General features: G+C 28.8%; 17 protein-coding genes. 15 read left to right on the forward strand and 2 right to left on the reverse strand.

Annotated features, from left to right (window positions below; genetic code table 11):
* Nucleotides 1-299 precede the first annotated feature (299 nt).
* From KPL38_RS14485 to scfB, 6 genes are all read left to right on the forward strand, one after another.
* The gene (locus tag KPL38_RS14485; RefSeq protein WP_216289858.1) at nucleotides 300-659 is read left to right on the forward strand and encodes a C-GCAxxG-C-C family (seleno)protein; all 360 of its coding nucleotides are present in this window, start codon (nucleotides 300-302) and stop codon (nucleotides 657-659) included.
* Nucleotides 660-691: 32 nt separating this feature from the next.
* Nucleotides 692-1,048 (forward strand): NifB/NifX family molybdenum-iron cluster-binding protein, encoded by a 357-nt coding sequence (locus KPL38_RS14490; RefSeq protein WP_216289859.1) that lies wholly within the window; start codon nucleotides 692-694, stop codon nucleotides 1,046-1,048.
* 32 nt (nucleotides 1,049-1,080) lie between these two features.
* The gene (locus KPL38_RS14495; protein ID WP_216289860.1) at nucleotides 1,081-1,539 is read left to right on the forward strand and encodes a Fur family transcriptional regulator; all 459 of its coding nucleotides are present in this window, start codon (nucleotides 1,081-1,083) and stop codon (nucleotides 1,537-1,539) included.
* Complete coding sequence (locus KPL38_RS14500; protein ID WP_216289861.1) at nucleotides 1,524-1,979, forward strand: DUF134 domain-containing protein; 456 nt, start codon at nucleotides 1,524-1,526, stop codon at nucleotides 1,977-1,979. The genes KPL38_RS14495 and KPL38_RS14500 overlap by 16 nt, the downstream gene beginning before the upstream one ends.
* A 45-nt stretch (nucleotides 1,980-2,024) precedes the next feature.
* Complete coding sequence (locus KPL38_RS14505; protein WP_216289862.1) at nucleotides 2,025-2,516, forward strand: flavin reductase family protein; 492 nt, start codon at nucleotides 2,025-2,027, stop codon at nucleotides 2,514-2,516.
* Between the two features lie 121 nt (nucleotides 2,517-2,637).
* Nucleotides 2,638-3,999 carry a thioether cross-link-forming SCIFF peptide maturase gene (gene scfB / locus KPL38_RS14510; protein ID WP_216289863.1) on the forward strand — a complete coding sequence of 454 codons (1,362 nt, stop codon included), beginning with the start codon at nucleotides 2,638-2,640 and terminating at the stop codon, nucleotides 3,997-3,999.
* A gap of 91 nt (nucleotides 4,000-4,090) precedes the next feature.
* On the opposite strand, the gene KPL38_RS14515 is transcribed toward scfB, so the two are convergent.
* Nucleotides 4,091-4,654, reverse strand: a complete 564-nt coding sequence (locus KPL38_RS14515) for a class I SAM-dependent methyltransferase (RefSeq protein ID WP_216289864.1) — start codon at nucleotides 4,652-4,654, stop codon at nucleotides 4,091-4,093.
* Between the two features lie 181 nt (nucleotides 4,655-4,835).
* Between KPL38_RS14515 and KPL38_RS14520 the strand changes: the two genes are divergently transcribed.
* The 3 genes from KPL38_RS14520 to KPL38_RS14530 all read left to right on the forward strand — a co-directional run bounded on the left by KPL38_RS14520 (nucleotide 4,836) and on the right by KPL38_RS14530 (nucleotide 6,597).
* On the forward strand, nucleotides 4,836-5,288 hold the full coding sequence (locus tag KPL38_RS14520; protein ID WP_216289865.1) for a DUF134 domain-containing protein: 453 nt from the start codon (nucleotides 4,836-4,838) through the stop codon (nucleotides 5,286-5,288).
* Nucleotides 5,289-5,394: 106 nt separating this feature from the next.
* Nucleotides 5,395-6,222 (forward strand): Mrp/NBP35 family ATP-binding protein, encoded by an 828-nt coding sequence (locus KPL38_RS14525; RefSeq protein ID WP_216289866.1) that lies wholly within the window; start codon nucleotides 5,395-5,397, stop codon nucleotides 6,220-6,222.
* 18 nt (nucleotides 6,223-6,240) lie between these two features.
* Nucleotides 6,241-6,597, forward strand: coding sequence for a NifB/NifX family molybdenum-iron cluster-binding protein (locus tag KPL38_RS14530; RefSeq protein ID WP_216289867.1), 357 nt, complete (start codon nucleotides 6,241-6,243; stop codon nucleotides 6,595-6,597).
* A gap of 139 nt (nucleotides 6,598-6,736) precedes the next feature.
* Here KPL38_RS14530 and KPL38_RS14535 read toward each other — a convergent pair whose 3' ends face one another.
* Complete coding sequence (locus KPL38_RS14535; protein ID WP_216289868.1) at nucleotides 6,737-8,050, reverse strand: L-cysteine desulfidase family protein; 1,314 nt, start codon at nucleotides 8,048-8,050, stop codon at nucleotides 6,737-6,739.
* A 227-nt stretch (nucleotides 8,051-8,277) separates the two neighbouring features.
* On the opposite strand from KPL38_RS14535, the gene KPL38_RS14540 reads away from it, so the two are divergent.
* From KPL38_RS14540 to KPL38_RS14565, 6 genes are all read left to right on the forward strand, one after another.
* A complete protein-coding gene (locus KPL38_RS14540) occupies nucleotides 8,278-9,087 on the forward strand; it encodes a hypothetical protein (RefSeq protein WP_216289869.1) in 810 nt (269 codons plus the stop codon).
* Nucleotides 9,088-9,262: 175 nt separating this feature from the next.
* Nucleotides 9,263-9,955, forward strand: coding sequence for a hypothetical protein (locus KPL38_RS14545; protein WP_216289870.1), 693 nt, complete (start codon nucleotides 9,263-9,265; stop codon nucleotides 9,953-9,955).
* Nucleotides 9,956-10,360, forward strand: coding sequence for a GGDEF domain-containing protein (locus KPL38_RS14550; protein WP_216289871.1), 405 nt, complete (start codon nucleotides 9,956-9,958; stop codon nucleotides 10,358-10,360). It abuts the gene before it with no gap.
* 248 nt (nucleotides 10,361-10,608) lie between these two features.
* Nucleotides 10,609-11,301, forward strand: a complete 693-nt coding sequence (locus KPL38_RS14555; RefSeq protein WP_216289872.1) for a DUF554 domain-containing protein — start codon at nucleotides 10,609-10,611, stop codon at nucleotides 11,299-11,301.
* Between the two features lie 953 nt (nucleotides 11,302-12,254).
* Entirely contained in the window at nucleotides 12,255-13,265 is a 1,011-nt protein-coding gene (locus KPL38_RS14560) for a DUF3231 family protein (RefSeq protein ID WP_216289873.1), read from the forward strand.
* Nucleotides 13,266-13,440: 175 nt separating this feature from the next.
* On the forward strand, nucleotides 13,441-14,313 hold the full coding sequence (locus KPL38_RS14565; protein ID WP_216289874.1) for a DUF3231 family protein: 873 nt from the start codon (nucleotides 13,441-13,443) through the stop codon (nucleotides 14,311-14,313).
* Nucleotides 14,314-14,418: the final 105 nt, after the last annotated feature.

The raw sequence follows: 14,418 nt of genomic DNA on the forward strand, positions 1-14,418 counted from the left end.
TAGTGAATGTTTGAGGAATTAACTCTGATAAATCAATATATTGGTCAAAAAGTTTTATTAATCTGGGTTTATCTTGCTGAAAGTAATCATCGATATCTGTGTAAATATCAGCAAGTGATAATTGTTTTAAATTTGATTGCATAGAATTCTCTCCCTTCGGTGAATTTAGTTGTAATGAATATAAATTCGACAAAAGTTGGGGGAATTCCTGTATATATATGATTGTAAACCCTTGTAGTCGCTTGACTACAGGGTTATGCAATTAACTAATTATAGTTAAAAATAGGGGGCATATACAAATGACAGATGTTTTAGAATATCATAAACAAGGATATAATTGTGCAGAATCTATAGTAAAGGCATTTAATGAAGAAAATAATGCTAATATTCCAATTTCAATTGCTAGTCCTTTTGGCACGGGTATGATGGTAGGAAGTACTTGCGGCGCAGTTACAGGTGCACTTATGGCATTAGGAACATTAAAAGGAAGAGAAGAAGCGACGACTAAGAATGGATCAACAAAATATACAAAGGAAATAATGAGTAAAGTAAAAGAAAAATATGGTACATTTGAATGCTTACAATTAAAGAAACAAGGCGTTTCTTGTAATGAAATAATAGAGTATACCTATAATGTTTTAAAAGAATGTGTAAAATAAAATTTAATTTATAAATAGAAGGAGGATTTTAAATGAAAATAGCAGTTGCAAGTGAAGGAAAGAATGTAAGTGGACATTTTGGATATTGTGAGGGATTTACAATATATGATGTAAATAGTGGTAAGGAATTAAAAAAGGAATTTGTTAAGAATCCAGGACATAGACCTGGATATCTTCCAGTATTTTTAAAGGAATTAAAGGTGAATCTTATTATTGCAGGTGGCATGGGAGCAACAGCACAGCAATTATTTAATGAAAATGGTATTGAAGTAGTAGTTGGGGCACAAGGATTGTGTGAGGATGTAGTACAAAAATATATAGAGGGTGAATTAAAATCAACAGGAAGTGTTTGCACGCAGCATGAACATGAAGGACACTGTAATGAATAATTATAAAGGATGATTTTATGAATAATGATTTTATGAATAATGATTTAATACCTTTTAGAAAGCTCATAGAAAAAAAAGGTTATAAATTTACAATTCAAAAAGAAATAATATTGAGAACTATTTTGGATAATAAGCCCCATATAAATGCTAAAGAAATATTCAAAAAGATTAAGCGTAAACATATAGGGATTGCTACCATTTATAGAAGTTTAAAGGTATTTAATGAGTTAGGTATAGTAAAAGAAATAAACATTAGCCGTATAAACTATTATGAGATGAAAATATTTAGTGGAAACCCCCTGCATATTCATTTTAATTGTTATAGAAGTAATAATATAGTTGATATAGATAGTCAAAACTTAAATTTTGACTATCTAAAATTAAACAAAAAAATAGAAACAAAAAATAACTTGAAAATATATGATTCAAATATTACTTTCATAGGATTATGTAGTAAATGCAGGGAGGAATTAAAATGTCAAGACCAATAAAATGCAGAAGAGTAGAATTCTTTCCAGATGATACTTATTTTGTTCCATGGGGGAAACCTAAATGTGAGATTGAAGAAATAGCTTTAAAAGTAGAAGAACTTGAGGCAATGAGATTAAAGGATATTGAAGAATTAAATCAAGAGGAATGCGCGCAAAGAATGCAGGTATCAAGACAAACTTTTCAAAATGTTATAGATAGTGCAAGAAAAAAAATAGCTATTGCTTTGACCGAAGGAAATGCTATAAGAATAAGTGGTGGAAATTACAGAGCAACATTTTGTAAAGCTAGGTGCTTTGATTGTGACACTATATATGAAATAAAGTATGAACAGGACAAGCATATATGTCCTGTTTGTGGTTCAGAAAATGTACTTTGTAGTAAAAAAACAAATTTTTGTAAAAAATGGTGTAAAGAACATAATAAAGATAACAATGCTTGATATATCAGGATATAGAGTTATTAAGCTAAAAATGGAGGAGTTAATATGAGTAAAGTTCAAGGAAATATGAAATCGTGTCTTCAACCAATGGCTAAAATATTGGTATCTTGTAGAGGAACCGATGGTAAAAATAATGCATTAGTAGTAGGATACTGTTGTAATTGTAGCTATGACCCACCAATGGTTATGGTTGGTATTGTACCTTCAAGATATTCATATAAAATTATTAAGGAAACAGGATGTTTTGTAGTGAATCTTGCTACAAAGCAGCAAAAGGAAATGTTTGATTATCTGGGTAGTCATAGTGGTAGGGATGAGGATAAATTTGCAAAACTTGATATTAAAGTTGAAGAAGGAATAAAGGTAAATGCTCCTTTATTAGCAGATTGTCCTATAAACATAGAGTGCAAGGTAGTGGATTCTATAGTTACTGGCTCACATGAAATGTTTGTAGGCAAAATTGAATATGTGCATTGCAATAGAGAGATAGTTGATGTTAAAGGGCAAATTGATTATTCTAAAATTGATTTTATCTAAAATTAAAGTAAATAATGGGTGGGGTACTATCTATTATTTACTATATACATAAATAAATAACTGTAGTAAAAATGTAATTTAAAATAAATAAGAGAGCGAATGAAGAGAGGACAATAATTTAATGAATGACATACATAAATTTAAATGTAACGATGAGTATTTTATTTTAGATGTAAGCTCTGGAACTATTCATGTAGTAGATAAAACTATATATGACATAGTTAATGAAAATAGTATTGATAGTAGAAGTAATGTCATAAACAAATACAGAGGAAAATATGATGAAAATATTTTAAATGAATGCTATGACGAAATAGAAGAACTTATAAAAAAAGATCAATTATATTCTGAGGATAAATATGAATATATTGCTAAAAATTTTGAAAAAGAACCCGATTACATAAAAGCTGTATGTCTTAATATCGCTCATGATTGTAATTTAAGATGTAAATATTGCTTTGCCGATGGAGAAGGTTATGATCAACAAAAAATATTAATGAGTTTTGATGTTGCTAAAAGAAGCATTGATTTTTTAATCGAAAATTCAGGCTCAAGAAAGAACATAGAAGTAGATTTTTTTGGAGGGGAACCTCTTTTAAATATGGAAGTTGTTAAAAATACAGTTAGTTATGCAAGAGGTTTGGAGAAACAATACAATAAAAAATTTAGATTTACAATTACTACAAATGCCATATTATTAACCCCTAATATTATGGATTACTTGGAAGAAAATATGGTAAATGTTGTTTTGAGTATTGATGGTAGAAAAGAAGTAGAAGATAGCATAAGGGTAGGAATTAATGGTGAAGGAACTTATGATGATATTCTTCCTAAAATAAAGAGTATGGTTGAAAGAAGAACTAAATCTAAAAAACAATATTATATAAGGGGAACTTTTACATCACAAAACTTAGATTTTTCTAAAGATGTAAAACATTTTATAGATTTTGGATTTAAGGAAATTTCAATTGAGCCAGTGGTGTTACCGGCTGATAATCCTTTATCTATTAAAAAAGAATATTTAGAACAAATATATGAACAGTATGATATCATTTTTAATGAACTGTTAAAGCATGATGATGTTATTTTTTATCATTTTAATATCAATATTAATGGTGGGGCATGTATTTATAAAAGAATATCTGGTTGTGGGGCTGGATTTGAATATATTGCAGTAACTCCAGAAGGAGATATATACCCTTGTCATCAATTTGTAGGCAATAAAGTTTTTTATATGGGAAATGTGTATGATGGCATTAAAAATAAAGAGATGTCAACAGATTTTAGAAAATCTAATATATATAATAAACCAGATTGTAAAAAATGTTGGGCAAGATTTTATTGTAGTGGAGGTTGCCAAGCTAATAATTATAATTTTACTGGAAATGTAAAAATGCCTTATGAAATTGGGTGTAATATGCAAAGAAAAAGAATTGAGTATGCGATTGCATTACAATACTATAGGAGCAATAAAATACTATGAAGATATTAGGTAGTTGTTATATTTTTTGAACTTGTTTAAGCAAAGGTATAAAAAAGTATGGGTTATTTAAATAATCCATACTTTTTTGAGATTATGATAATTGAAATTTCAAACCATAATGATCCATATTTATACTTATATCCTCTATATATTTTAAATTAGCATCAATACAGATTTTAATCATTTCTTCTTTTGATATTTTATCTTTAACAGAAGGGCCCATTTCAGTTTCTTTTTTCTTCCAGTCAATAATGCAAAGCAGTCCACCAGTTTTAAGAACTCTTCTTATTTCATTGAAGTATTTAGTTTTGTTTTCAATCTCATGAATAACATTGCTTATAAAAACATAGTCAATTGAAGTATCGTCAATTGGAAATGAATATTCTTCGTTTTTTATAAATTCTATATTAGTAATATTAGCAGCTTTGCCTTTTGCAATATCAATCATTTCAGGCATTATGTCTAAGCCAATTACTTTTCCTTGTTTTAGCATATTAGCTGCAGGGATGCTAAAATAGCCGATGCCGCAACCTATATCAAGTAATGTACCACTAACACCTATATGAAATTTTTTTAAGGTTTGGGCAGGAGGCATAAGTTGTCTTCGCTTTGGATTATCTAGTTTTTCTAGGCTTTTAATATTGAATTTATGCATCTAAACACTCTCCTTTATATATATCACTATATTCCAATATAATAATACTATTATATCATATAGATTTTAAATCATAAACATTGTTATTTGACATTATGATTAATAGGATGTAAAATTTTATATAGCATATGCCAGGTTTAAAGATCACGTATAAAATATATTAAAAGCGAGGATAATATTAATGGCAAGACCAGTGAAGAATAGAAGAATAGAAAAATTACCGGAATATACATACTTTGTGCCGGCAGGAAGACGAAAATGTGAAATCGAAGAAATATTAATAAAAGTTGAAGAGTTTGAAGCCATGAGACTTAAGGATGTTGAAGAATTAAATCAGGAAGAATGTGCCGAGAAAATGCTAATTTCAAGACAGACATTTCAAAATATAATTGATAGTGCACGAAAAAAGATTGCTATAGCTTTAATAGAAGGAAAGGCAATAAAAATAAGTGGTGGAAATTATACAAGAAACGTATGTCAATTTAAGTGTTTATCCTGTAAAAACACCTATGAAATAAAATATGAAGAAGACAGAAAAGTTTGTCCGTCATGTGGTTCTAAGGAAGTTACTTGTAATAAACGAAACAGTTTCTGTCAGAGGCAATGCAATAAGAATACTACCTCTGATAAATAGTTTTACAAAGTTTGTTTGAATTAGACCATATTTATTGGCATTTGACAATAATAAATAATAGCATTATAATATAAATAGCATATGACAAAAAAGAAGGCGGTAGTGTATGGCTGAATGTAATAATTGTCCATCAAATGATAAGTGTGATAATAAAGATACATGTAGTATAGAAAATAACCCATTAAATAAAGTTAAAAATATTATAGGTGTTATGAGTGGGAAAGGTGGAGTAGGTAAATCAACAATATCTGTTCTTATTGCACAGGAACTTAACAAAAAAGGATATAAGGTTGGTCTTATGGACGCAGATATTACTGGACCAAGTATACCAAGGCTATTAGGTATTAAAGATGTTAAACCTTTTATGAATGAATCGGGTATTATACCGGTTAAAACTACTGATGGTATTGATGTTATTTCAATGAACTTTCTAGTAGAAAATGAAGATGATCCAGTTATTTTACGAGGACCAGCAGTTTCTGGAGTTGTTAAGCAGTTTTGGACTGACGTTGTATGGGGAGAACTTGATTATTTAATTATAGATATGCCTCCAGGTACAGGGGATGTTGCGTTAACTGTAATGCAATCAATACCAGTTACAGGCATTGTAATGGTTTCAACACCACAGGACTTAGTGTCTATGATTGTTGGAAAGGCAGTAAATATGGCACATAAACTTGACATTGATGTAATAGGATTAATAGAGAACATGAGTTATATTATTTGCCCAGAATGCAATAAAAAAATAAAAATATTCGAATCAGATAATATAGACGAATTCTTAAATAAAAATGACTTAGATTTACTTGGCGAAATTCCAATGTGCAAAGAAATTGTTAATATCTCTAACAGAGGAGAATACACGCTAAATACTGAATTAACTGAAATAACTGATAGTATTATAAATAAAATTGTGAATAAAACAAAAAAATAAAAGTGGAGGTAATATAATATGAAAATAGCAATACCTAATAATGGTAATATGGTGAATCAACATTTTGGAATGAGCAAAAGTTTTGTTATTGCAACTATAGAAGATAAAAAAATTGTAAACATTGAAGAAGTATCTGCAACTGAGCTTGCACATCAGCATCAAGGATTGGCAGATTTACTTGTAAATCAGGGAGCGACAGTAGTTATTACTGGAGGAATTGGCGCAGGTGCAATTAACGGACTAAAGCAGAATGGTCTTGAAGTAATAAAAGGTGCATCTGGAGAATATAAAAAAGTTATTGATGAATATATTAATGGAACGTTAGAAGATAAAAATGTAGTATGCAATCATCATGGCGAACATCATCACCAATAAAAAACAAAGGAGCACATTAGTGCCCCTTTGTTTTTTTAGATGTCGTTAAAGTTTTTTAGTCCAAAATTTATTTCTTAATAATATATTAATGACTTTATTAATTGGTATATTATACCAAATTGTATATTTAAAAACTTTATTATTCCATCATAATTTCGATGATTTCCTTGTCAGTTTGTTTCATTCCTTTTTTTGCAAGTTTACCTACATTTGATATAGTGGCTTCAATACCTTTTTTCACAATACCATCGCCACCCTTAAACTGTTGTCCCTCCTTAAACATATAATATCCTAAAATGCCAGCATCTACAGCTGCAGCAATTTTAGCCGCACATGATGCTTTAGCACCATCACAAATCATTCCAGAAATTATTGACAATGCATTAACAATTGTATGACAAATCTCTCTATACCCACCATCATATAAGTAAGTTATGCCTGCTCCACTTCCAGCGCCTGCACAAACAGCACCACAATAGGCTGAAAGTCTTCCTATACCAGTCTTTTGATGTATTGTAACTAAATTTGAAATAACCAAAGCTCTATAAAGTTTTTCTTTTGAAACCTTTAATTCATTAGCATATTCAATAACAGGAAGTGAAGCTGTCATTCCCTGATTACCACTACCGGAAACTATAATTACAGGTAGTTCACATCCATTCATTCGGGCATCTGACCCTGCAGCTGATTTAGCCTTCGCTCTTACTTTAATATCGCAGCCGTATGTTGAAATTAGAACACTCCCAATATTTGCACCATAATTATTTCTTAATCCTTCTTCTGCAATTCTTGAATTATATTCAATCTGTCTACTAATAATATCTTCTATATCTTGTATTTTCACAGAATTTGCAAAATCAATAATATCTTCTACATTTAGTGATTCCTTGCTACTAAGACCATTTTCTTTTGATACCGTTGTTTCTTTATGATAAAGTATCTTACCATTCTTTTCAATTAAAATGATATTGGTATGATAGTTTACAATTCTTACTTTTACAAAAGAATCTTTATAAAATGCATTCATCTGTATATCAAATATAAATGGAGTATCTGCAAGTTTAACTTCTATAGGATATGTAGATAAGTATTCTTTAATCCTTTGTTTATCTTCTTTAGTTACCTCTGAAATAACTTCTAGTTTTCTATCAGGGTTGCCTGCTATAATACCAGCAGCTGTTGCAGCAGCTATTCCTTTTAAATGACCTGTATTAGGAACTATAACACTTTTAACATTCTTAATAATGTTCCCGCTTACTTCTACAATAACTTTTTCAGGTGTGCATCCTAATGCTTCTTTAGCTTTTGCTGCTGCATATGCAATTGCAATTGTTTCAGTACAACCCATGGCAGGCACTAACTCTTCTTTTAAAATCTGTAAATAATTTTTATATTTTAGATCATTATTTTTAATTCTATTCCTCTCCTTGTATAATTTAGTATGTAAATGCATGTAAGGCATAATTAATATTTTTAGATATGTATAATATCATTGTACTAACATGTAATAAATTTGTAAATTCTTTAGTCCTAATATACTATATTTTTTAAAAAATATCTATACTATTAATATTATTACTTGTCAAAATATATTTGAAAAAATTAGACTGATTTTTTGTGCTTTAATCTCGATAACTATAATATGATTTGTTTTTTTAATTTTAAGGGGGAAAATATAAAATGATTATTGGAAACATAAAAAATTCATATATAAATAATTGTATCAACAAACAACTCCAAAAGGTACTTAATAACAATAATATTATTACTAATAGCCAAAAATCAACTTCTGATGAACTTATGAAACAGAAAATAAGGAATATGAATGATCAATTAGCACTTAGTCAAAATTCAGAACAACAAATCGAAAGTGGAATGTCCACTTTAAAAGAAAAAGAGACAGGATTAGGCAATATAAAGGACATAGGCAACAAACTCAAAGAGATATCAAATTTGTATGCAAATCCTGATTTGAGTGAGGATGATAAGTCAAAAATCGAAAAGCAAACTGGCGAATTATTAAATAATTTAGAAAGTCTTATGAATCAAAATGAAGAAAATAATATATTAGGGGATAAGACAATTCAGCTAAATGGATCTGAGGGTAAAACTAGTGTTATATTGTCTAAGGTTCTTAATATAACACTTGATTTTGGAAAATTAGATGAGACTAAGCCAAGTAACACAGACAAAACAGATAATGATAAGCACTTTTTAAGCAAGGTTAGTGTAGATGATCTGCTTGAAAACCCTTCTATAATTGAAGAAAGAATATTAAATCCAGTACAAAAAGCTATAGAAAAAGTAGATGCTGCAAAATCAATTTTATATGGAAATTTTATGAAAGAGTATTCAGCGGCAACAAGTTCAATAGATGGATTGTTTAAAATAGGGGGAATAAGTGCATATATAAAAGATTCAAAAATGTTACATCAAAAATCAATGTATATTACGATTTCTGCATTATACTCTCAATATTCAAACAAATAAAAAATTTAAAATTTACAATTCATTTCATTAATAAAAGTATATAGTATTATTTTAAATAATGTTATAATTTTTATAAGAGTTGTTTCTTGATTGAAAATTATGATGAAGTAACTAATAACATATTTTAAGCATAAAATTAATTAAGAATTAAATTCAAAGGAGTGATATGACTAATATGATATCATTAATCAGCACGGATGTTCTTGCAATCATTGCACTTTCTTTTACAATAAAATTTGCTAAGCGGAACGTTGCAATATCAAATAAAAAAAATATGATTTACATATATGCAGCAACGGCTACAACTATTTTGCTTGTTTTGGAAATAATCACTATTCTAATGGAATTTTCAAGTAATAGTAAAATTATAATGCCCCATCGTATAGCTAATATATTAGGATTTTCTTTGAGTCCAATAGTTCCTTTTATGCTTTTATTCTTTAATAGCAATAAAGAAAAAAAAATTTCATATAATTGCTTTTTAGCGATACCATTATTTTTTAATACCTTTATGTGTGTTTTAAGTTATAAGAAAGGCTTGATTTTTTTCGTAGATGCTCAAAATCAATATACGCGTGGAAATCTATTTTTATTGCCTACTATAATTTGCATGTTTTATTATGTATTGTTTGTAATAAGTGCAATCAAAAATGGTGTCAAATATGAAATGGAAGATAAAAAAATTTTAATTTCTGTTTTTTGTATACCTATATTAGGAATCATCCTTCAGATTCTATTTAAAGATTTAATATTAATTTGGAGCTGTACCTCTATATCTTTGCTAATATATTATATTTTTTTGCTTGAACTACAATTCAGATATGATATTCAAACTAAAATTAAAAATCGTGTTGCATTTGACAAATAAATGGAACAATATGTAATTAAAGATAAAAATGCAACAATTGTTATGTTTGATTTAAATGACTTAAAGAGCACTAATGATAAACATGGACATAAAGCCGGAGATGAAATAATTTTTCATGCAGCAAAAACCATAGAGGAGAGTTTTATGGGTATTGGTAAAGCTTATAGAATCGGCGGTGATGAATTTTGTGTCATTTGTAACGATATTCCAAAGAAAGTATTAGATAGTGCTCTATCTAATTTAGATGACTTGTTAATTAAAGTAAATCAAACCAGGGACATTAAAATAGTACTTGCTTATGGATATGCGTTTTACAACAAAAATGAAAGCGAAACTATATATTCTACATTTATCCAAGCAGATAAAAATATGTATATCCATAAAGCAAAATTAAAAGGACTTTAGAAGTTGTAGTATGATAAAATAAGTATGCAATAATAAAATGTTGAATTTACAAAGCTGATATCTTTTTAATAAGGTGTCAGCTTTGTTTTTAGCTGAATTCGTTCATAGTTATAGAAATAAATATAATAATCTATAAATACATGAGCTTCATGAACAGGGGTTCAGTTTATATCTATTAGAACACGTTGTTTTACAAGTGAAAAGAATAATAGTAAACTTATATAAAATAACAGAAGGGAGAATTCAAAATGATAGGAGTACTAGTCAACACAGCTACAGTTATCATCGGTAGCCTTATCGGCCTACTGTGCAAGAAAGGAATTCCTAAAAAGTATACTGATGCAGTCATGATTGGTATAGGGTTATGCACCATTTACATTGGAATATCGGGCACACTGAAAGGCAAAAACACTCTGATTCTTATCATTTCCATTGTAATTGGGTCCATTATAGGGACAGGGCTGGATATTGACAAGCAATTAAACGTTTTGGGAGAGTGTATTGGAAGACGGCTTAAAAAAATTTCAGCCAACTCCGATTCGGTTGCCGAGGGTTTTGTTACGGGATGTCTTTTATTTTGTATGGGTGCCATGACAATTGTAGGCTCACTCAACTCGGGATTAACTGGAAACAATGATATGCTTTTTACAAAATCATTGCTTGATTTGATATCAGCGACAATGTTGTCTGTGAGTCTTGGAATCGGTGTTTTGTTTTCAGCCGCTTTCGTTTTTGTATTCCAGGGATCAATTGTTCTACTGGCACATTTTCTGCAACCAATTCTTACAGAAGCTGCCATTGGGGAAATCACCTGTGCAGGTTCACTTATGATCATAGCACTTGGGCTGAATATTATAGGTATTACCAAAATCAAGGTTGCAAATTATCTTCCCGCAATCATAATTGTTCCAATCCTTTGCTGGATAGTAAAATTGATATAAGATGGTTTTTCGGTTTATATACCTTTCATTTGTCTTGTAAATACCCATCATGTTTTAAAGAATATTATAAATCAAGTGCTAAAATAAGTATTCAATATTTAACATATTATTTGTAAAAAATATAAAAATAATTAGATGGTATATTATTTAACGATTGCTTAAAATATATAGCAGATGAGAGCAAAACAGCATAATTTAAAGTAGATTGTAATATACTATATTATTAGCTTAATTTGATGGCTAGTTTTTAAATGCAAAGGTAATCTGGATTCCACATCCTGCCTTTGCATTTTCTATTTATTAGGTAAAGTACATATTAAATCAAAAAAAGTTCTTATGTTTTTTAAAGAGGGTGTAAAAGCTAGTAATATAGGCATAGTAGGTTAAACATATATATAACGAACTTTATAAATAAGTATATAAGTTTGAGTATTGACATTGTTTAATTGTTTAATTGTGATATCAAAATTGTGTTATATATATTAATGCATAAATGGACATTAAATTTGTTGAAAACATCATGATTTTATCTGAAAAAATTGCTACTATGGAATTTGTTGCATTAACAGCCCATCTGATCGGTGATTAAATATACAAAAATCAATTAATATTATAATTTTAATTAATTAGGGAATTACTAAAAATAATATTAAATATAATTCATATTCATGTTAGGTGGGTGTTTCTATGTATCATATATTTCTTGCAGCCATATCCATTGCTATTTGCTATAAATTTGGGGATTGGAAAAATTGGAGAAAATATTATTTAACTATATATTGTTCTCCATAATATATCTCCATTATAAAAAGCCATTATATGCTTGGAGCATTGCACTCATAAGTCCTCATATCTTATTCTTTTTAATGAAAATACCATATAATAGCATAAAATAAAATCAATTAAGGCATGATATACATATAATCATAAAAAAATAAATGGAGGTTTTATTTATGGGTGATACAAATAAAATACCACTGATTTCATCTGAAATAGCAGGAATATGGAATGCTTATATGAGTGAAAGCTTAACAGTAAAAGTTCTTAGCTGTTTTCTAAATAGAGTAGAAGATACTGAAATACAGGCCCTATTACAGAAAACATTTGAGTTGTCCAATCAACATATTACAGAAATTACTGGCTTGTTTAATCAGGCAGGATTGCCTATACCAGACGGATTTACAGATAATGATGTTAATATTAATGCTCCACGTTTATTTACAGATTCTTTCTATTTGGCATATTTATCATTCATGTCAAGAATTGCAATGCACAATTACACATTAATTTTAAATGAAATAGCACGTTCTGATATAAGAAATTATTTTTCAAAACGTATATATGATTCTATAGACTTGTATAACCAATCAGCGGATTTACGATTAGCAAAGGGTATATTTATAAGAGCACCATTTGTAGAAGTAGGTAAAAAAGTTGAATATATTAAAAGTCGGAATTTTATGGTAGGGTTACTTGGTGAAAAACGATCAATGCTCTTAAATGAAGTTACTCAACTATTTGGACTCACTTTTTCAAACATAGTTGGGAGAGCACTAACAACTGCATTCGGACAGGTTTCAAAGAATGCAAAAATATCTGATTATTTATTTGAAGGCAGGGATCTAACATCTAAAATAATTTCGGAATTAACAGAAATCTTTTCGAATGACGATATACCAATCCCGTCTACTTCTGATTCTTTCGTAACTGATTCTACAATATCGCCTTTTTCAGAAAAATTAATACTAACTCACATGTTAGTTTTATGTTCATCATCAGTAAGTAGTTTGGGTATGGCTGTATCGGAAAGCCTAAGAGTTGATTTATATGCTATATATCTTAAATATACCGCTCAGATCATGAAATATTCTCAAAAGGGCGCTAAAATTATGATCGATAATAAGTGGCTTGAACAACCACCTGCTGTATTAAAACATAAAGACTTAATAGGAATTCAAAAATAATTATATAAAAAAATAAAATTTCAGAATAAGATAAGTTGACAATAAGTGATTTATACAAACTCACACTTGATTAAAATATAAAGATTTATAGAAATCTCAGAATAAAATTTTCATAAAAACTATATATATACCTGTTATTATCATATTATAAATTTTAATAGAAAGAAGGATTTAGATGACAACTGAAGCAAAAATACAATTAACTTCATCAGAAATTGGTACATTATGGATGACTTATATATTAACATCATCAAGGTTAATAGCGTATGATTATTTTAAAATTAAAACTATAGATAAAGAGGCCCAAAACATAGTACATTCTTATATTGTTGAAGTACAAAATGTTAAAAATAAAATCGCAGATATATTTAATAATGAAGGAGCGGTTATACCAATAGGATTTAATGAACATGATGAGATGAAAGAATCTTCTACACTATATGATGATTTTTTCCATATAATTTCTCTTCGAGAAGCAATGAAATTAAGTCTTGGACGTAGTGCTGTATACACAACTACATCATATATGAAAGAGGTTAATGATGTATTTAAGCTAAACTACGATATTTCTAACAAATATTATATGATAACTACAAACTATCTATTAGGAAAAGGAGTGCTCGCAAGGTCTCCCTATGTAAATATGCCAAAGCAAGCAACATTTATTGAGGATAACAATTATATGAGTGGATTAAATCCTATTTTTGATAAACGCTCATTAAATACGATTGAAGTTGGTTTTATTAATGAAGCTATAGAAGCAAATATTTGGGCAATGCATTTGCTTACGGGATTTGCACAAGTTTCAAGAGACAAGGAAGTTAAAAAGTACTTAATAGAAGGTAAAGAATTAGCAAAAAAGATTATTTCTGAATTAAGTGCTGTGTTATCGCAAAGTGATATTCAGCCCCCAAGTACATGGGTTGGTAAAGTTACACATTCTACTCAGCCACCTTTTTCTGAAAAACTTATTATGTATCTAAACAGTTTAATAGCTACTACAGCGTTAGGATTCACTGCATTAGGTACATCTTTTAGTATGTGTTGATTTACACTTTATCTTATCCTAAGTTTTACAAATTAATTTATCTAGTTAAATCATGGATTTGCACATATATTTATCCGATTTACATAATAATTTAACCGGAATTTA

Source organism: Clostridium psychrophilum (genome assembly GCF_018861705.1).
Lineage (GTDB): Bacteria > Bacillota > Clostridia > Clostridiales > Clostridiaceae > Clostridium_AD > Clostridium_AD psychrophilum.